The sequence below is a fragment of the Streptomyces sp. NPDC102451 genome (assembly GCF_044765485.1).
In the GTDB taxonomy this organism is placed as follows: domain Bacteria; phylum Actinomycetota; class Actinomycetes; order Streptomycetales; family Streptomycetaceae; genus Streptomyces.
The window spans coordinates 518,933-537,934 of sequence record NZ_JBIWKD010000001.1 but is presented as its reverse complement, the minus strand read 5'-3'; the positions used below and the strand labels follow the sequence as shown (position 1 = coordinate 537,934).

Sequence of the window (19,002 nt, the reverse complement as noted above, 5' to 3'; positions counted from 1 at the left end):
GTGATCAGTGGTGGCCGTGGCCGCTGGTGATCTCCTTGTACTCCTCGGCGGTGGGCTTGGCGATCTGGTTGTCCTCGCCGTAGTAGCTCCTGCTGAGCCTGGCCCGCAGCTTCTGCAGCGCCGACGGCTTGCGCTCGACACCGTTCTCGTCGACCGTCGGGCCGATCTCGAGCGGCTTGTACTGCTCGTGCGCCGTGAGCGTGTGCAGCTGCCCCTGGCCGAGCGGCTCGTGGATCTCGACGAACTCACCGTGCGGCAGGCGCTTGATGGTGCCGGACTCGCGTCCGTGCAGCACCTTCTCCTTGTCCCGGCGCTGGAGGCCGAGGCAGATCCGCCGGGTGACGACGAACGCCAGGACCGGTCCGACGAAGAACGCGATCCGGACGAACCAGCTGATCGCGTTGAGCGACAGGCTGAAGTGGGTCGCCCAGATGTCGTTGCCGCCGCCGATGAGCATGACGAAGTAGATCGTCACCCAGGCGACACCGAGCGCCGTCCGGGTCGGAGCGTTGCGCGGCCGGTCCAGGATGTGGTGCTCGCGTTTGTCCCCGGTGATCCAGGACTCGATGAACGGGTAGAGCGCGAGCGCCGCCAGGATCACACCGAACAGGACCAGCGGGATCAGCACACCGAGGACCAGCGTGTGGCCCCAGAGGTTGATCTCCCAGCCGGGCATCACACGGACGAAGCCTTCGGCGAAGCCCATGTACCAGTCCGGCTGGGCGCCCGTGGACACCTGGTCGGGACGGTAGGGGCCGAGCGCCCAGATCGGGTTGATCGAGGCGATGCCCGCGATGATGGCGATGAAGCCGAAGACCAGGAAGAAGAACCCGCCGGCCTTGGCCATGTACACCGGCAGCAGCGGCATGCCGACGACGTTCTTGTTCGTACGGCCCGGACCCGCGAACTGGGTGTGCTTGTGGAAGAAGACCAGGATGAGGTGGCCGACCACGAGCCCGAGCATGATGCCCGGCAGCAGCAGGATGTGGATCGAGTAGAACCGGGCGATGATGTCGCCGCCGGGGAACTCCCCGCCGAACAGGAACATCGAGATGTACGTGCCCACGATCGGCATCGACAGGATGGCGCCCTGCGTGAAGCGCACACCCGTGCCGGAGAGCAGGTCGTCCGGGAGCGAGTAGCCGGTGAACCCGGTGAACATGCCGAGGACGAACAGCAGGAAGCCGAACAGCCAGTTGATCTCACGCGGCTTGCGGTACGCGCCGGTGAAGAACACCCGGAACATGTGCACGAACATGCCGGCGAGGAAGATCACCGCTGCCCAGTGGTGGATCTGCCGGACGAGCAGACCACCGCGGACGTCGAAGCTGATGTCCAGCGTCGAGGCGTAGGCCTCGGACATCCGGATGCCCTGCATCGGCTCGTACGAGCCGTGGTAGACGACCTCGTTCATGCTGGGGTGGAAGAACAGCGTCAGATACACACCCGTGAGGATGATGATGATGAAGCTGTAGAGGCAGATCTCACCGAGCATGAAGGACCAGTGGTCCGGGAAGATCTTGCGCATGTTGGCCTTGGCCAGGCCGTAGATGCCGAGCCGGCCGTCCGCCCAGTCGGCCACCCGCTCACCGGCGGGCGCCTTGCGCTGTGTTTCCGTCGCAGTACTCATCCGCGCTCCCAGAAGGCAGGACCGACGGGCTCTTCGAAGTCACCGAGCGCCTCGAGGTTGCCCTCGCTGTTCACACCGATCCGCAGCTGCGGAAGGGGGTGACCGGCCGGACCGAAGATGACGCGGGCGCCGTCGGAGAGGTCGAAGGTGGACTGGTGGCACGGGCAGAGCACGTGATGCGTCTGCTGCTCGTACAGGCTGATCGGGCAGCCGACGTGGGTGCAGATCTTGGAGAAGGCCACGATTCCCTCGTGGGCCCACTCACGCTCCTGCTTGTCCTTGATGTTGTCCGGCTCGATCCGGATGATCATCAGGGCGGCCTTGGCGATCTGCGTCTGGAAGTCGTGCGCGTCCTCCTCCAGGCCCTCGGGCATGGCGAAGGTCAGCGAACCGACGACGACGTCCTCGGGGCGCAGCGGCTCCATGGTGTTCATGTTGACGAGCTGCTTGCCCTTGGCCCACAGGGTCTTGCGGAGCTTCTTCTCCGGCAGCGGACCGAGGTCGCGCAGCAGCACCACACCGGAGAGCGGCACCAGGGCCAGCGCACCGAACATGGTGTTGCGGATCAGCTTCCGCCGTCCGATCGCGGACTCCCGCGCACCGTCCGCGAAGTCGGCCATGACCTTGGCCTTGACCTCGGGCGTCGCCTCGATGGCGTGACGGTCGTCGGCCACCTCCACGTCGGACATCAGGGTGCGCGCCCAGTGGACGGCGCCCGCGCCGATGAGGAAGAGGGCCAGACCCAGGGTCAGCCCCAGGGAGAAGTTGAGCGCGCTCACATGGCCGAACGGCCAGATGTAGACGATCTTGTCGACCGGGAAGATGACGTACGAGGCGATGAAGCCGACCGTCGCCAGCATGGACAGCGTGAACAGGAAGGCGACGGCTCGCTCGGAGCGATTCGCAGCCCGTTCGTCGATGTCCTGGATGCGCGGCTTGTGGGCCGGCAGCCCCGGGTCGGCGAACGGGTCGCCCGCACCCTCTACCGCGCCGTGCGCGGTGCCCTGCTCTACCGGCAGGTTCTCTTCTGGAATCTGTTGGCTACTCATGACTTCTTGGCCTTAGCGGTGTGGGCCGCGACCCATACGGCGATGGCGACCAGGCCGCCCAGGCCGAAGATCCAGCCGAAGAGACCTTCACTGACGGGGCCGAGGCCACCGAGCGAGAGGCCGCCGGGGTCTTCGGACTCATCACCGTTGACGGTCTTGATGTACGCGATGATGTCTTTCTTCTCCTGCTCGGGCATGGTGCTGTCCGGGAAGGAGGGCATGCTCTGCGGGCCGGTCTGCATGGCCTCGTAGATGTGCTTCGGGCTCACGCCTTCGAGGTCCGGGGCGTACTTGCCGTTCGTCAGCGCGCCGCCCTTTCCGGTGAAGTTGTGGCACTGCGCGCAGTTGGTGCGGAACAGGTCACCGCCCTTGGCCACGTCCGCGCCGGCAGGGTCGACCTGGCTTCCGGTGGGCGTGATCGGACCGGCGCCCAGGGACGCGACGTACGCCGCGAGCTGGTCGATCTCGGCCTGGCTGTAGATGACCTTCTTCTTCGGGACCTGGGCGCCCGGCTGCTGAGCCGGCATGCGTCCGGTACCGACCTGGAAGTCGACGGCGGCGGAGCCGACGCCCACGAGGGACGGCCCGTCGGTGGTGCCCTGACCGCCGGATCCGTGGCAGCTGGCGCAGCCCACGGAGTAGAGCTTCTTGCCCTCGTCGATGGCGAGGGACTGGGCGGTTTCGTCGGCCTGCGCCTTACCCGCAGGCGCAAACGCGGCGTACAGCCCCCCGGTAGCCGCCAGCGCGAGGAGTAGTACGACGACCGCCGCCAGCGGATGGCGTCGTCGTGCGGAGAGCTTTTTCACGGATTACCCCGGTGTCAGGATCTTCTGCGTCGATGATGGGTGGGTGCGAGCCCGGTTACTTGATCATGTAGATCGTGGCGAACAGGCCGATCCAGACGACATCGACGAAGTGCCAGTAGTAGGACACGACGATGGCGGCGGTGGCCTGCTCATGGGTGAATCTCGAGGCCGCGTATGTCCTGCCCAGGACGAGCAGGAAGGCGATGAGACCGCCTGTCACATGCAGACCGTGGAAGCCGGTCGTCAGGTAGAACACCGAACCGTACGGGTCGGAGGACAGGGAGAGACCCGCCTCCTTGACCAGCTCGGTGTACTCGAGGACCTGGCCTCCGATGAAGATCGCACCCATCACGAACGTGATGATGAACCAGGTGCGGAGCTTCTTCACATCGCCCCGCTCCGCGGCGAATACGCCGAGCTGGCAGGTGAGAGAGGAAAGCACCAGGATCGTGGTGTTCGTCGCCGAGAACGGGAAGTTCAGATGGTGAGCCATCTCCTTCCAGTGATCGGGTCCCATCACCGATCGCAGGGTGAAGTACATCGCGAAGAGGGCCGCGAAGAACATCAGCTCGGAACTCAACCAGATGATGGTTCCGACGCTGGTGAGGTTCGGCCGATTGACCGACGGGTGCGCGTGCCCGGTTTCTACTGTCGTTGCTGTCGCCACGACCGACATTATGTCGGTCGCTTATCCCGCCCTCACTCCGGGGGGTGCCGTTCGGTGTGTCAGTGGGGTGTGTCCGCACCGAACGGCCCATCGAATCGCTGACTTCACCGGTGCTGACAGGCAGTCCGCCGGAGTACGATCCGCCCATCGGTTCATGCCCGCAGAGCCCCGAGAGCCCCCGAGAACACAGACGTCACGGAGGAACAATGCAGCCGACCGCCACGGTCCTGGTCTACAGCGACGACGCCAACACCCGCGAGCAGGTGAGGCTGGCAGCCGGGCGGAGGCCTGCGGCGGACGTGCCGCCGGTGGAGTTCCTGGAGTGCGCCACCCTGCCCGCCGTCCTGAGCGCCCTGGGACGGGGCGGCGTCGACGTCTGCGTGCTGGACGGCGAGACGGCTCCCGCGGGCGGCATGGGCGTCTGCCGGCAGATCAAGGACGAGGTCTTCGACTGCCCGCCCGTGCTGCTGCTGATCGGACGCCCGCAGGACGCCTGGCTGGCCACGTGGAGCCGTGCGGACGCCGCTGTGACGCATCCGGTGGACCCGGTCGACTTCGCGGACGCCCTGGCCTCGCTGCTGCGCCACAGGCTGGCCGTGGAGGCCTGAGGCGGAGGGGCCCCGAACCCCTCCGCGGTGTTCTTCCGGGGCGCGGCGCACTCCCGGCCGGGTCAGACCTGGGGGCGCAGCCGCGCCGTCCGGACGTCGGTGCCGGAGTCGGGGTCGGGCGTGGAGCCGCCGTGCAGGGCGCTGCCCTTCTGCCAGGCGTCCCAGGCCAGGTTCCAGTCGCCGAAGCCGTTGTCGAACGGCGTCATCGTCTCGCCGTCGCTCCCGACGACCTTGACGATGTCGCCCTCGCGTACGGTTTCGAAGAACCATTCGGCGTCGGCGGTGCTCATCCCCGTACAGCCGTGGCTGACGTTGGCGTTGCCCTGCGAACCCGTCGACCAGGGCGCCGCGTGGACGTACTCGCCGCTCCAGGTGACGCGTGTGGCCCAGTAGACGGGCAGGTCGTAGGACTCCGAGGAGCCGGCGGAGATGCCGATGCTCTCACCGCGCATGCGTACGAACTGTTCCTTGGCCAGCACCACCTTGACGCCGTTGCGGGTGTCGAAGCCGGGCTTGCCGGTGGTGACCGGCAGGGTGTTGATCACTTCACCGTTGCGCAGAACGGTCATGGAGTGGTCCGAGGCATCGGTGATCGCTTCTATGCGGTCCCCGGTGCGGAGCTTCAGGGGCTTGGCGGCGGCCCCGTACAGGGCGTTGGTGACCTTGATGCCCTTGAGGTTGCTGCGGACGTCGATGGTGGCGTCGGCGGGCCAGTACTCCTTGGGGCGGTAGTGCAGGGTCTTGTCGTCGACCCAGTACCAGGAGCCCGTGACGGCGGGGGCGGACCGGACCTGCAGCCCGCGTTCCACGGTGGCCCGTGAGGCCTTGTCGGCGACCGGAGCGCTGAGTTCCGCTGTGAGGGGCTGTCCGACGCCGTAGGTGCCCGCCTGCGGGCCGAAGGTGACCTTCAGGAACTTCTTGGCCGCGGCGGTGCCGAAGGCGTACGTACGGCTGCCGGGAGCGCCGTCGCCGTTCTCGGTGGAGACCTTGACGGTGTATCGGGTGCCGGCCGCGAGCGGGGTGGTGGAATGCCACCGCTTGCCGTCGGCGTCGAGTTCGCCGGCCAGGTGGCGGCCCTCGGTGTCGATGGCCGTCACGTCCGTGATCTTCGCGTCGTCGTCCTTGACGGTGGCTTCGAGTGGCTTGTCGGGGTCGGCCTTCTTGTTCTCGGCCGGACCGTTGAAGGAGATCAGGTCGGCGGCGTCGTAGGGCTCCAGGGACAGTTGATGGCCGTCGGGCTCGCCACAGGCGGTCGCACCCGCTACCAGGGTCACGACCAGCAGAGTGCAGCTCACTACGGTGCGGATGCGCGGCGTGTGGTTCATGAACCCACGCTAAGAAGATTCATCCGATCCAGCGCGTTCAATGACTGCAAACGGGGGCCCGGCCCGCTCATTGCTGAGCGGACCGGGCCCCCGTACGGGTGCGACTCGCCCGGTGAGGGCGTGTCGGGCACTACTGGGTGCGGTTCTCTCCCCGGTAGTACTCGAAGACCCAGCCGAAGAGGCCGATCAGGAGCAGCGGGGCCGAGAAGTAGGCCAGCCACCAGCCGAAGACGACGGCCATGAAGAGGAAGGCGCCACCGATGGCCAGCGAGAGCGGCTGCCAGCTGTGCGGGGAGAAGAAGCCCACCTCACCGGCCTCGTCCGCGATGTCGGCTTCCTTGTTGTCCTGGGCCATCGCGTCGACCCTGTTGGCCGTGAAGGCCAGGTAGAAGCCGATCATGATGGCCAGTCCGAAGGCCAGGACCAGTGCCGTGGTGCCGACCGGCTCCTTGGACCACACGCCGTACGTGACGGCCATGGCCAGCAGGAAGACGCTCAGCCAGAGGAAGAGCTTGCCCTGGATCTTCACTTGCCGTCCTCCTTGCCACCGACGAGGACCTTGTCACCCTCGGACAGGTGATCGAGCTGCTCGAGTGCCGCGATCTCCGGGTGGTGCAGGTCGAACGCCGGCGATTCGGAACGGATCCTCGGCAGGCTGAGGAAGTTGTGCCGCGGGGGCGGGCAGGACGTCGCCCATTCGAGCGAACGGCCGTAGCCCCAGGGGTCGTCGACCTCGATCTTCTTGCCGTACTTGGCGGTCTTCCAGACGTTGTACATGAAGGGAAGCATCGACAGTCCGAGCACGAACGAGGAGATCGTCGAGATCGTGTTCAGGGCGGTGAAGCCGTCGGCGGCGAGGTAGTCCGCGTACCGACGCGGCATGCCCTCGGCACCGAGCCAGTGCTGCACCAGGAAGGTGCCGTGGAAGCCGATGAACAGCGTCCAGAAGGTCATCTTCCCGAGCCGCTCGTCCAGCATCTTGCCGGTGAACTTCGGCCACCAGAAGTGGAATCCGGCGAACATCGCGAAGACCACGGTGCCGAAGACGACGTAGTGGAAGTGCGCGACGACGAAGTACGAGTCGGAGACGTGGAAGTCCAGCGGCGGCGAGGCCAGGATCACGCCGGTCAGACCACCGAAGGCGAAGGTGATCAGGAAGCCGACCGACCAGAGCATCGGTGTCTCGAAGGACAACGACCCCTTCCACATCGTCCCGATCCAGTTGAAGAACTTCACACCGGTCGGTACCGCGATGAGGAATGTCATGAACGAGAAGAACGGCAACAGCACGCCGCCCGTGACGTACATGTGGTGCGCCCACACCGTCACCGAAAGGCCGGCGATGGAAATGGTCGCCGCGATGAGGCCGATGTAGCCGAACATCGGCTTGCGGCTGAACACCGGAATAATTTCGGAAATGATTCCGAAGAATGGTAGCGCGATGATGTACACCTCTGGATGGCCGAAGAACCAGAAGAGGTGTTGCCAGAGCAATGCGCCGCCGTTGGACGCATCGAAGATATGTGCGCCGAATTTTCGGTCCACCTCCAGCGCGAAGAGCGCGGCGGCGAGGACCGGGAAGGCCAGCAGGACCAGGACACCGGTCAGCAGGACGTTCCAGGTGAAGATCGGCATACGGAACATCGTCATGCCGGGGGCGCGCATGCAGATGATCGTGGTGATGAAGTTGACCGAGCCGAGGATCGTGCCGAAGCCGGAGAAGGCCAGACCCATGATCCACATATCGGCGCCGACACCCGGCGAGCGGACGGCGTCCGACAGCGGGGAGTAGGCGAACCAGCCGAAGTCGGCCGCACCCTGCGGGGTGAGGAAGCCGGCCACCGCGATCAGCGAACCGAAGAGGTACAGCCAGTACGCGAACATGTTCAGCCGCGGGAACGCCACGTCGGGCGCGCCGATCTGCAGCGGCATGATCCAGTTCGCGAACCCGGAGAACAGCGGCGTCGCGAACATCAGCAGCATGATCGTGCCGTGCATCGTGAACGCCTGGTTGAACTGCTCGTTCGACATGATCTGCGTACCCGGACGGGCCAGCTCGGCGCGCATGAAGAGCGCCAGGAGGCCACCGATGCAGAAGAAGGCGAACGATGTGACCAGGTACATCGTGCCGATCGTCTTGTGGTCGGTGGTGGTCAGCCACTTGACGACGACACTCCCCGGCTGCTTGCGCCGCACCGGCAGCTCGTCCTCGAACGAGTCGTCTGCTGCCGCGGCACCCTGGGATTCATTGAGGATGCTCACAGTTTGTTCGTCTCCGCATTCCTGGCCGGGTCCGTCTGCTCGATGCCTGCCGGCACGTAGCCCGTCTGACCCTTCTCCGCCAGCTCCTTGAGGTGCTGCTGGTAACGCTCGGGAGAGACGATCTTGACGTTGAAGAGCATCCGGGAGTGGTCGACGCCGCAGAGCTCGGCGCACTTACCCATGTAGGTGCCCTCCTTCTTCGGCGTGACCTCGAAGGAGTTGGTGTGGCCCGGGATGACGTCCTGCTTCATGAGGAACGGCACCACCCAGAAGGAGTGGATGACGTCACGCGAAGTCAGGATGAAACGGACCTTCTCACCCTTCGGCAGCCACAGGGTCGGACCCGGGTTGCCGTTCTGCGGGTTACGCGTACCGGGGATGCCCACGTCGTAGACGCCGTTGGCGTCCGCGGGGAAGTCCTTCCGGAACTTGTCGGGGATGGCGTCGAGCTCCTTGGGGATCTCGTTGCCGGTGGAGGGCTCGCCCTCCACGTTCTCGATGTAGTTGAAGCCCCAGCTCCACTGGTAGCCGACCACGTTGATGGTGTGGGCCGGCTTCGGGCTGAGCTCGAGGAGCTTCGACTCATCGCGCGCGGTGAAGTAGAAGAACACCGAGACGATGATGAGGGGGACCACTGTGTACAACGCCTCGATAGGCATGTTGTACCTGGTCTGCTGCGGTACCTCCACCTTGGTCCTGCTTCGCCGGTGGAAGATGACGCTCCAGATGATCAGCCCCCAGACAAGGACGCCCGTGGCGAGCGCTGCCGCCCACGAGCCCTGCCAGAGGGAGAGGATCCGAGGGGCCTCTTCCGTTACCGGGGTGGGCATTCCGAGGCGGGGAAAATCCTCCCAGTTGTATGAACAACCGGAGGCCGTCGCCAGGACCAGGCCCGCAGTCAGCACCTGCGGCAGCTTCCGCCGCATCGGGCGCCGCGACGAGCGGTCGGAGCCGTTGGGACTCACGTAGCGCCTTCCCGAGAGTCTCGCCCGCACGGTCGGCGCGGCCGTCTCACTTGGTCGGTCGCCGGCCCTGACGCGGGCAGGGGTTTGGATGTTTATGCGGACCAAACCCTACTGGACGCTATTTGGGGCCGCGCGGGGAGGGTGCCCAACGCGCCGCACGACACCCCGAAGGGATGGAATGCGAGCCTCCGGCCGCCATCTGACGCCCCCTCTCCCCACCGTGACCACGGCCGGCCGCCTCCTCGCGCGGCCGCGCGGGCTAGCGTGACGGCGTGCCCTACTTCGACGCGGCTTCCTCCGCCCCCCTGCACCCCGTCGCCCGCCAGGCGCTGCAAGCCTCACTCGACGAGGGCTGGGCCGATCCCGCCCGGCTCTACCGCGAGGGGCGGCGGGCCGCGCTGCTCCTGGACGCGGCCAGGGAGACCGCGGCGGAGGCCGTCGGCTGCCGCCCGGACGAGCTCGTCTTCACCTCGTCCGGCACCCGGGCGGTGCACTCGGCGATCGCCGGCGTGCTGTCCGGGCGTCGGCGTGTCGGCCGCCATCTGGTGCTCTCGGCCGTCGAGCACTCCTCGGTGCTCCACTCGGCCGCCGCCCTCGAAGCGGCCGGGGGGTCGTTCACCGAGGTGCCGGTGGACCGGACCGGGGCGGTGGACCCTTCGGCGTACGACCGGGCCCTGCGGCCGGACACCGCGCTGGCCTGCCTGCAGTCCGCCAACCACGAGGTGGGGACCGAGCAGCCGGTGGTGGAGACCGCCGAGATCTGCGCCGAGGCGGGCGTGCCGCTGCTGGTGGACGCCGCGCAGTCGCTGGGCTGGGGGCCGGTACCGGGCCGCTGGTCGCTGCTGGCCGCGAGCGCCCACAAGTGGGGCGGGCCGGCCGGGGTCGGGCTGCTCGCCGTACGCAAGGGGGTCCGGTTCGCACCCCAAGGCCCCGTCGACGAGCGGGAGTCGGGGCGGGCCGCCGGTTTCGAGAACATCCCGGCGATCGTGGCGGCCGCGGCCTCGCTGCGGGCGGTGCGCGCGGACGCCGAGTCGGAGGCCGAGCGGCTGCGCGCCCTCGTGGACCGGATCCGGGCCGCGGTGGCGTCCCTGGTCCCCGACGTGGAGGTGGTCGGTGATCCGGTGCGGCGGCTTCCGCATCTGGTCACCTTCTCCTGTCTCTATGTCGACGGAGAGACATTGCTCCATGAGCTGGACCGGGCCGGATTCTCCGTTTCGTCTGGATCGTCCTGCACGAGCAGCACGCTGACGCCCAGCCATGTCCTGAAGGCGATGGGGGTCCTCACGGAGGGGAACATCCGGGTGTCGCTTCCGGCCCGGACGACGCGGGAAGAGGTCGGCCGCTTCCTCGACGTACTGCCGGGTGTGGTCGCCGAGGTGCGGGAGAAGCTCGGCGCACCGGCTCCGTCCGCGCCCTCCCCGGCACCGCGGGCCTCGCTCGTGGTCGACGCGCTGGGCAGGCGCTGCCCGATCCCGGTGATCGAACTCGCAAAGGTGATCGGAGAGGTACCCGTGGGCGGCACGGTGACGGTGCTCTCGGACGACGAGGCCGCCCGCCTCGACATTCCGGCCTGGTGCACGATGCGCGAACAGGAGTACGTGGGCGAGGAGCCGGCGGACCGCGGCTCGGCCTATGTGGTCCGCCGGCTCCTCTGAGCCCGTATCGCGTGCGCCCGGTCCGTCAGGAGAGGTGCTTACGGACCTCCGAGGCCGCCTCGTCCCCGTAGGCCTTGGTGAAGCGGTCCATGAAGTGGGTGCGGCGCAGGGTGTACTCCTGGGTGCCGACGGTCTCGATGACCAGGGTCGCGAGCATGCAGCCGACCTGGGCGGCGCGCTCCAGGCTCACGCCCCAGGCGAGGCCGGAGAGGAAACCGGCCCGGAAGGCGTCGCCGACGCCGGTCGGGTCGGCCTTGCGCTCCTCCTCGGCGCAGCCGACCTCGACGGTGTCCTCGCCGGCCCGCTCGATGCGGACGCCGCGGGCGCCGAGGGTCGTGACGCGGTGGCCGACCCTGGACAGGATCTCCTCGTCGCTCCAGCCGGTCTTGGACTCGATGAGCCCCTTCTCGTACTCGTTGGAGAAGAGGTACGTCGCGCCGTCGAGGAGGATCCGGATCTCCTCGCCGTCCATCCGGGCGATCTGCTGCGAGAAGTCCGCGGCGAACGGGATGCCCCGCGAGCGGCACTCCTCGGTGTGGCGGAGCATCGCCTCGGGGTCGTCGGCCCCGATCGAGACGAGGTCGAGGCCGCCGACGCGGTCGGCAACGCTCTTGAGCTCGATCAGCCGGGCCTCGCTCATGGCGCCCGTGTAGAAGGAGCCGATCTGGTTGTGGTCGGAGTCCGTCGTGCAGACGAAGCGCGCCGTGTGCAGGACCTCGGAGACCCGGACGGAGTCGGTGTCGACGCCGTGCCGGTCGAGCCAGGCGCGGTAGTCGTCGAAGTCGGCGCCTACGGCACCGACGAGGATCGGCTGCGTGCCGAGCACGCCCATGCCGAAGGCGATGTTGGCTCCGACTCCGCCGCGTCGCACGTCGAGGTTGTCGACCAGGAAGGAGAGCGAGACCGTGTGCAGCTGATCCGCGACCAGCTGGTCGGCGAATCGGCCGGGGAAGGTCATGAGGTGGTCTGTGGCGATGGAGCCTGTGACTGCGATGCGCACGGGGTGGCTGCTCCTGCGGAAGGCGAAGGGAACGCGTGAGCGCGCCCTCCGGGACGGCGTGACAGTTCACGCTACCCGGTGACGCCACCATGCCTGAAGGGGCAAAACTACCCGATAGTAGGTCTTTCTACCTGGGTGCTCCTGTGCATACGGTGCGGATATGTCGAACACCGTCGTTCCGCGTGAGTCCGTACCGCGAGAGTCCGAGATGAGCCTGGCCGAGCTGCGCGGTGACTGCGCGCGGATGGCGCCGCACTGGGTCGTACCCGCGAAGACCGCCGCGAAGCCGGTGGAGCCCTCCCGCATCCACGGGGTCAGGGTGCCGCCGTCCTCGGCCCGCCTGATCGACGGCATGTCCGACTACGGGGACTGAGCGGGACTCCGAAGGCTCCGAGGCGGTTCCCCGCGCATACGGGGGAACCGCCCGCTCCCCTGGCCCGTCCCACCGGTGTCCCCGCCCCGGGGACGGATGATGCGCCAGTGACGGCCAGGCAGCCGAAGGAGCGATCCGGTGAGCACCGAGCGACCCGAGAATGACGTGACCGGCCCCCGGCGGCGGCGCTCGCCGCTCGCCGTGGCCTCGGTGGCGGCAGCCGTGCTGCTGACCGGGGGCGGGGCGGAGTACTGGGCATCGACTGCCTCGGGGGACGGCGGTACGGACGCGGGCCGGGCTGCGGCCGGGGACGGCTCCCCTCCGCTGCTCGCGCTGGACCGCGCGGACAGCCCGTCGGCGCCCCCGGGCATCGCGCCGGGTGAGCCGGACCCCCATGGCGGCGGGACCGTGTACCGCGCCTCGGGCGAGCTGCCCGACGGCCCGGACGAGGCCGCCGTCCACCGCGCGACCGGCACCGTGACCTCGGCGGAGGTGGCACGCCTCGCGAAGGCCCTCGGGGTGCAGGGAACACCGCGTACGGAAGGCACGGCCTGGAAGGTCGGGAGCGACGGCGACGGTTCCGGGCCGTTCCTGAGGGTGACCAAGCAGGCGCCCGGGACCTGGACGTTCGCCCGGTACGGCTCCGGCGGCCCGGACGCGTGCGGGTCCGGGCCGACCTGCGCGAAGCAGGACCGGTCCCCCGCGTCCGGCTCCCCCGTCGGCGAGAAGGCGGCGAAGGCCGCGGCGGTGCCGGTACTGAAGGCCGTGGGGCAGGACGGCGCCGCGCTCGACGCGGACCAGCTGATGGGTTCCGTACGGGTGGTCAACGCCGACCCCGTGGTGGACGGCCTGCCGACCTACGGCTGGTCGACCGGGATCCAGGTGGGTGCCGGGGGCGAGATCGTCGGCGGCAGCGGGCATCTGAAGGGCCTGGAGAAGGGCGACAGCTATCCGGTGACCGGCGCGGACGACGCGCTGAAGCAGCTGAACGCGGAGAGCCGGCGCGCCGCGAAGTCCGGCGTCGGCGACTGCGCGACCCCGGAGCCGCTGGAGGGCGATCCGGCCTCGCCGAAGGCCGACTGCGGCGGGACCCCGCCGGCCACCACGATGACGGTCGGGAAGGCCCGGTTCGGGCTCGCGGCGCAGTACGCGGACGGCGAGCAGATCCTCGTACCCTCGTGGCTCTTCTCCGTGGAGCCCGCCGGGGGCGGCCCCGCGAGCACGGTCGTCCAGGTCGCGGTGGACCCGGACCATCTGGCGCCGGAGAGCACCCGGCCGGCCCCGGAGCCCACGAAGGACCCGCAGGGCAAGGGCCCGAGCCTCATCGCGTACAGCGCGGACGGGCGGACGCTGGACGTCACGTTCTGGGGCGGCGTGTGCAGCACCTACGCGGCCCGTGCCACGGAGGACGGCTCGACGGTGCGGATCACGGTCACCGAGTCGAAGCCGGACCCCGGCAGGGCCTGCATCATGATCGCCAAGGAGCTGACCCGGACGGTGACGCTGGATGAGCCGCTGGACGGCCGGAAGGTGGTCGACGCCGGGACGGGCGAGCCGGTGCCGCGCGGCTGACGCGACCGCCCGCGCAGACGACAGCGGCGGCGTTCCCGGATTCCGGGAGCGCCGCCGCTGTCGTACGACTCAGGGTTCAGCTGAAGGAGTCACCGCAGGCGCAGGAGCCCGTGGCGTTCGGGTTGTCGATCGTGAAGCCCTGCTTCTCGATGGTGTCCACGAAGTCGACGGAGGCGCCGCCCAGGTACGGGGCGCTCATCCGGTCCGTGACGACCTTGACGCCGCCGAAGTCCTTCACGACGTCCCCGTCGAGCGAGCGCTCGTCGAAGAAGAGCTGGTACCGCAGGCCCGAGCAGCCTCCGGGCTGCACGGCGACGCGCAGTGCGAGGTCGTCCCGGCCCTCCTGCTCGAGCAGGGTCCTGACCTTGTCTGCGGCGGCGTCGGACAGGAGGATGCCGTCGCTCACGGTGGTGGTCTCGTCCGATACGGACATCTGCTTCTCTCCCGGGTTGTACGGACTGCTTGCCGACGGTCCAACCATCGGGGCCGCGGATTCATTCCGGGCCAGGCGCGTGTCTGTTCCCCTTCATGCTCGCACACCGCATGCGCGGGGGGATGCGTCACATCGACGCTATGGACATCGTCAAGCTGACACGAAGCGGTTATGATAGATAACGTCAATTAGACGAAAAGGCGTTTCGCAGAAAAGAAAGGGTGCGTGTCGTGACCACCGCCCAGCCCCTGGATGTCCAGCCCACGCCCCTCGCCCTTCTGCTGCTCGGCCGCGAGGCCGACCCGCGGAGCGAGCGCGGGGTCGAATGCCCCGGCGACCTGCCCTCCCCGTCCGACCCGGACCTGGTGGAGCGGGCCCGTGCCGCCAAGGAGAAGCTCGGGGACAAGGTCTTCGTGCTCGGGCACCACTACCAGCGCGACGAGGTCATCCAGTTCGCGGACGTCACCGGCGACTCCTTCAAGCTGGCCCGGGACGCGGCGGCGCGGCCCGAGGCGGAGTACATCGTCTTCTGCGGTGTGCACTTCATGGCCGAGTCCGCGGACATCCTGACGGGCGACGACCAGAAGGTCGTCCTGCCGGACCTGGCCGCCGGCTGCTCAATGGCCGACATGGCCACCGCGGAGCAGGTCGCCGAGTGCTGGGACGTGCTGACCGAGGCGGGGGTCGCCGACCAGGTCGTGCCCGTCTCGTACATGAACTCCTCGGCCGACATCAAGGCCTTCACCGGTAAGCACGGCGGCACGATCTGCACCTCGTCCAACGCGAAGCGGGCGCTGGAGTGGGCGTTCGAGCAGGGCGAGAAGATCCTCTTCCTCCCCGACCAGCACCTGGGCCGTAACACGGCCGTACGGGACATGGGGATGACCCTGGAGGACTGCGTCCTGTACAACCCGCACAAGCCGAACGGCGGCCTCACCGCCGAGCAGCTGCGGAACGCGAAGATGATCCTGTGGCGCGGGCACTGCTCGGTCCACGGCCGCTTCTCGGTCGAGTCGGTCGAGGACGTACGGGCGCGGATCCCCGGCGTCAACGTACTGGTGCACCCGGAGTGCAAGCACGAGGTCGTGGCGGCCGCGGACTATGTCGGCTCGACGGAATACATCATCAAGGCCCTGGAGGCGGCCCCGGCCGGCTCCAAGTGGGCGATCGGCACGGAGCTGAATCTGGTGCGCCGACTGGCGAACCGTTTCGCCGCCGAGGACAAGGAAATCGTTTTCCTCGACAAGACGGTGTGCTTCTGCTCGACGATGAACCGGATCGACCTGCCGCACCTGGTGTGGACGCTGGAGTCCCTGGCCGAGGGGAACCTGGTCAACCGGATCCAGGTCGACCCCGAGACCGAGAAGTTCGCGAAGCTCGCGCTGGAGCGGATGCTGGCGCTGCCGTAGCGGAACGCCCGGACGGGAGGAAGGCCCCCGATGCCGTTGTTCGGCGTCGGGGGCCTTCCTGTGTGACTCGCGGGGAGTGTCAGGCCTTTGCGGGCTCCGGCTCCTCGGAGGTGGCTTCCTCCGCCTCGCCGGGGGCCGCCGCGCCGGACTTCGCCTCGCGCTTGGCCGCCTTCTTCTTGGCGCGGCGCTCCTTGCGGAGTTCGACCATCGCGTAGAGCGTCGGCACCAGGAGCAGGGTCAGCAGCGTGGAGGTGATCAGACCGCCGATCACCACGACCGCCAGCGGCTGGGAGATGAACCCGCCTTCGCCCGTGACGCCGAGCGCCATCGGGAGCAGGGCGAAGATCGTCGCCAGCGCCGTCATCAGGATCGGGCGGAGCCGGTGACGGCCGCCCTCGACGACCGCCTCGACGACGCCCATGCCCTGCGACCTGTACTGGTTGATCAGGTCGATCAGCACGATCGCGTTGGTCACCACGATGCCGATCAGCATCAGCATGCCGATCATCGCCGGGACGCCCATCGGGGTGCCGGTGACGATCAGGAGGCCGATGGCGCCCGTCGCCGCGAAGGGGATGGAGACCAGCAGGATCAGCGGCTGGATGAGCGACCGGAAGGTGGCCACCAGCAGCATGAAGACGATCGCGATGGCCGCCAGCATGGCCAGGCCCAGCTTCATGAAGGCGTCGTTCTGGTCCTCGGAGACACCACCGATGGTCGCGGTGGCGCCCTCCGGGAGGTCCAGGGCGTCGATCTTCGTCTGGAGCGAGGTGCTGACCGCGCCCGTGTTGTCGCCGGTCGGCTTGGCGGTGATCGTCGCCGCGCGCTGGCCGTCGATCCGGGTCATCGAGACCGGGCCGGGGACCAGCTCGACGTCGGCGATCTGGCCGAGCTTCACCGGACCGAGCTGAAGGGCCTTGAGCTCAGCCATCGTGGTGGCCGGGCTGGACGACTTCACGACGACGTCACGCTCGGTGTCGTCCATGATCGCCTTGCCGGACGGGGTGCCCCGCACCGCGCCCGCGACCGCCGCGCCGAGGGTGGTCTCGTTGAATCCGGCGTCGGCCGCCCTGTCGTTGGCCTTGACCGAGATACGCGGGACGCTCTGCGCCAGGTCGCTCTGGACATCGGTGACGTCCTTGAGTTCGGCGACCTCGCTGCGTACCGCTTCGGAGGCCTTCTTCAGGACGTCGGCGTCGGCGGCCTTGACCACGACGCTGAGGTCCTGGCTGCCGAAGCCGTCGCCCGCGGCGATCGTGGTGTCCCCGATGCCGTCGAGCTTGCCCAGGGCCTCGTCGATGCGGTCCTGGGTGGCGTCGAAGTCCGCCGAGTCCTTCAGGGTGACCTGGTAGGAGGCCTGGTTGGCGCCCGTGCCGCCGCCGAAGGCCGCCATGAAGCCGGAGGAGCCGACGGTGACCTGGTAGTCCTCGACACCCTTGTCGGCGGCGAGGACCTTCTCGACCTTCTGCGCGGCCTCGTCGGCCGCGGCCAGGCTGGTGCCGGGGGTCAGCTCCTGCTTGATGGAGAGGACTTCCTGCTCGCCCTGGTCGAAGAAGTTCGTCTTCAGCAGGGGGGCCATGCCGAAGGTGCCGAACAGGACCACGAAGGCGATGACGATGCTGGTGACGCGGCGCCGGGTGGCGAAGCGCAGCACCGGGACGTAGATCCGCTGGAGCCGGCTGGCGGCTTCCTTCTCCTCGGCCTTGCGGCGCGCCTCGTCCGGGTCTGCGGCGGTGCCCTTGGGGGCCCGCAGGAACCAGAACGAGAGGACCGGGACCACAGTCAGCGAGACCAGCAGGGAGGCCAGCAGGGCCGCCGTGACGGTCAGGGAGAACGAGCCGAAGAGCTGGCCGACCATGCCGCCGACCAGGCCGATGGGCAGGAAGACCGCGACGGTGGTGAGCGTGGACGAGGTGACCGCGCCGGCCACCTCCTTGACCGCGGTGATGATCGCCGACTGGCGCTCCTCGCCGTAGCCGAGGTGCCGCTTGATGTTCTCCAGGACCACGATCGAGTCGTCGACGACGCGGCCGATCGCGATGGTCAGCGCGCCCAGGGTCAGCATGTTCAGCGACAGGTCGCGGGTCCAGAGCACGATCAGCGCGAGGACCACGGAGAGCGGGATGGAGACCGCGGTGACCAGCGTCGAGCGGATCGACGCGAGGAACACCAGGATCACCACGACCGCGAAGAGCAGGCCGAGCGCACCCTCGGTGGTCAGACCGGAGATCGCCTTGGAGACGGCGGGCCCCTGGTCGGAGACCACGGTCAGCTCGGCGCCCGCGCCGAGGTCCTTGCGCAGGTCGGGGAGCTTGTCCTGGACGGCGTCCGAGATGGCGACGGCGCTGCCGTCCTTGTCCATCGTCGCCATCACTGCGAGGCTCGGCTTGCCGTTCGTACGGGTGATGGAGACCGCCGTGGACGGCTCCTGCTTCACCGTGGCGATGTCACCGACGCGGACCGGCTTGCCGGCTCCCCCCGACGCCGGGTCGGCGGCGGAGACCTTCAGGTCCTCGATCTGCTGGAGCGAGGTGTAGGAGCCGCCCACCTGGATGGTGCGGCTCTTGCCCGACTCGGAGAAGGAGCCGGCCGGGACGGTGGCGCCGCCGGCCTGGAGGGCCTGGGCCAGCGAGCCGGCGTTCATGCCGGCCGCGGCGAGCTTCTTGTCGTCGGGGACGACGGAGACCTGGAGTTCCTGGACGCCGTCGACGGCGACCTGTCCCACGCCGTCGATGTCCTCGAGCGCCGGGACGACCGTGCGGTCCAGCTGGTCGGCGAGCGCCTGCTGGTCCTTGTCGGAGGTGACGGCGAGGACAACGGTCGGGATGTCGTCCGTGGAGCCAGCGATGACCTGCGGGTCCACATCGTCGGGCAGCTGGATGCGGGCGCGGTTCACTGCCTGCTGGATGTCGGCGACGAGCTGCTTCGTGCCCTCGTCGCCGAAGTCGAAGGTCGCCATGACGACGGCGTTGCCCTCGCTGGCGGTCGAGGTGATGCCCTCGACACCGTCGACGGCCTTGATGGCGTTCTCGAGGGGTTCGACGACCTGCTTCTCGACCACATCGGGGGACGCACCCTGGTAGGGCGCCAGCACCGACACCATCGGCAGTTCGATGGTGGGCAGCAGCTGCTGCTTGAGCTGCGGGATCGCGATCGCTCCGAAAACGAGCGCGACGATCGAGATCAGCCCGATCAGGGCCCGTTGCGCGAGGCTGAATCTGGACAGCCAGGACATGGGTGGGTCTCTC

16 protein-coding genes are annotated in these 19,002 nt (G+C 68.4%); 5 read left to right on the top strand and 11 right to left on the bottom strand.

The window, feature by feature from the left end; translation table 11 throughout:
- Window positions 1-4: 4 nt before the first annotated feature.
- Genes ACIRD8_RS02570 through ACIRD8_RS02555 form a run of 4 tightly spaced genes read right to left on the bottom strand, consistent with a single transcriptional unit; the run spans window position 5 to window position 4,161 of the window.
- A complete protein-coding gene (locus ACIRD8_RS02570) occupies window positions 5-1,630 on the bottom strand; it encodes a cytochrome bc complex cytochrome b subunit (protein ID WP_403985183.1) in 1,626 nt (541 codons plus the stop codon).
- A complete protein-coding gene (locus tag ACIRD8_RS02565; protein WP_403985181.1) occupies window positions 1,627-2,679 on the bottom strand; it encodes a Rieske 2Fe-2S domain-containing protein in 1,053 nt (350 codons plus the stop codon). Before ACIRD8_RS02565 ends, ACIRD8_RS02570 begins: the two co-directional genes overlap by 4 nt.
- Entirely contained in the window at window positions 2,676-3,485 is an 810-nt protein-coding gene (locus ACIRD8_RS02560; RefSeq protein ID WP_403985179.1) for a c-type cytochrome, read from the bottom strand. Before ACIRD8_RS02560 ends, ACIRD8_RS02565 begins: the two co-directional genes overlap by 4 nt.
- 55 nt (window positions 3,486-3,540) lie before the next feature.
- Complete coding sequence (locus tag ACIRD8_RS02555) at window positions 3,541-4,161, bottom strand: heme-copper oxidase subunit III (protein WP_014045480.1); 621 nt, start codon at window positions 4,159-4,161, stop codon at window positions 3,541-3,543.
- Between the two features lie 197 nt (window positions 4,162-4,358).
- Here ACIRD8_RS02555 and ACIRD8_RS02550 point away from each other — a divergent pair, with 197 nt between their 5' ends.
- The gene (locus tag ACIRD8_RS02550; protein ID WP_403985177.1) at window positions 4,359-4,760 is read left to right on the top strand and encodes a hypothetical protein; all 402 of its coding nucleotides are present in this window, start codon (window positions 4,359-4,361) and stop codon (window positions 4,758-4,760) included.
- 62 nt (window positions 4,761-4,822) lie between these two features.
- Here ACIRD8_RS02550 and ACIRD8_RS02545 read toward each other — a convergent pair whose 3' ends face one another.
- The 4 genes from ACIRD8_RS02545 to coxB all read right to left on the bottom strand — a co-directional run bounded on the left by ACIRD8_RS02545 (window position 4,823) and on the right by coxB (window position 9,312).
- On the bottom strand, window positions 4,823-6,085 hold the full coding sequence (locus ACIRD8_RS02545) for an Ig-like domain-containing protein (protein ID WP_403985175.1): 1,263 nt from the start codon (window positions 6,083-6,085) through the stop codon (window positions 4,823-4,825).
- A 130-nt stretch (window positions 6,086-6,215) separates the two neighbouring features.
- A complete protein-coding gene (locus ACIRD8_RS02540; protein ID WP_403985173.1) occupies window positions 6,216-6,614 on the bottom strand; it encodes a cytochrome c oxidase subunit 4 in 399 nt (132 codons plus the stop codon).
- Window positions 6,611-8,347, bottom strand: coding sequence for a cytochrome c oxidase subunit I (ctaD, locus tag ACIRD8_RS02535; RefSeq protein ID WP_403985171.1), 1,737 nt, complete (start codon window positions 8,345-8,347; stop codon window positions 6,611-6,613). Before ctaD ends, ACIRD8_RS02540 begins: the two co-directional genes overlap by 4 nt.
- Window positions 8,344-9,312: a cytochrome c oxidase subunit II gene (coxB, locus tag ACIRD8_RS02530; RefSeq protein ID WP_403985169.1), complete on the bottom strand. Its 969-nt coding sequence runs from the start codon at window positions 9,310-9,312 to the stop codon at window positions 8,344-8,346. Before coxB ends, ctaD begins: the two co-directional genes overlap by 4 nt.
- Before the next feature lie 272 nt (window positions 9,313-9,584).
- Here coxB and ACIRD8_RS02525 point away from each other — a divergent pair, with 272 nt between their 5' ends.
- Complete coding sequence (locus ACIRD8_RS02525; RefSeq protein WP_403985167.1) at window positions 9,585-10,967, top strand: cysteine desulfurase/sulfurtransferase TusA family protein; 1,383 nt, start codon at window positions 9,585-9,587, stop codon at window positions 10,965-10,967.
- Window positions 10,968-10,992: 25 nt separating this feature from the next.
- On the opposite strand, the gene ACIRD8_RS02520 is transcribed toward ACIRD8_RS02525, so the two are convergent.
- Entirely contained in the window at window positions 10,993-11,967 is a 975-nt protein-coding gene (locus tag ACIRD8_RS02520; RefSeq protein ID WP_403985165.1) for a carbohydrate kinase family protein, read from the bottom strand.
- 160 nt (window positions 11,968-12,127) lie between these two features.
- Between ACIRD8_RS02520 and ACIRD8_RS02515 the strand changes: the two genes are divergently transcribed.
- Together ACIRD8_RS02515 and ACIRD8_RS02510 are read left to right on the top strand one after the other, a co-directional pair.
- Entirely contained in the window at window positions 12,128-12,340 is a 213-nt protein-coding gene (locus tag ACIRD8_RS02515) for a hypothetical protein (protein ID WP_403985163.1), read from the top strand.
- A gap of 138 nt (window positions 12,341-12,478) precedes the next feature.
- On the top strand, window positions 12,479-13,912 hold the full coding sequence (locus tag ACIRD8_RS02510) for a hypothetical protein (protein WP_403985161.1): 1,434 nt from the start codon (window positions 12,479-12,481) through the stop codon (window positions 13,910-13,912).
- A 76-nt stretch (window positions 13,913-13,988) separates the two neighbouring features.
- On the opposite strand, the gene ACIRD8_RS02505 is transcribed toward ACIRD8_RS02510, so the two are convergent.
- Window positions 13,989-14,345 (bottom strand): iron-sulfur cluster assembly accessory protein, encoded by a 357-nt coding sequence (locus tag ACIRD8_RS02505; RefSeq protein ID WP_056784314.1) that lies wholly within the window; start codon window positions 14,343-14,345, stop codon window positions 13,989-13,991.
- A gap of 221 nt (window positions 14,346-14,566) precedes the next feature.
- Here ACIRD8_RS02505 and nadA point away from each other — a divergent pair, with 221 nt between their 5' ends.
- Entirely contained in the window at window positions 14,567-15,754 is a 1,188-nt protein-coding gene (gene nadA, locus ACIRD8_RS02500) for a quinolinate synthase NadA (protein ID WP_403985159.1), read from the top strand.
- 79 nt (window positions 15,755-15,833) lie between these two features.
- Here the strand turns inward: nadA and ACIRD8_RS02495 are convergent, their stop codons facing one another.
- Window positions 15,834-18,989: an efflux RND transporter permease subunit gene (locus ACIRD8_RS02495; protein WP_403985157.1), complete on the bottom strand. Its 3,156-nt coding sequence runs from the start codon at window positions 18,987-18,989 to the stop codon at window positions 15,834-15,836.
- Window positions 18,990-19,002: the final 13 nt, after the last annotated feature.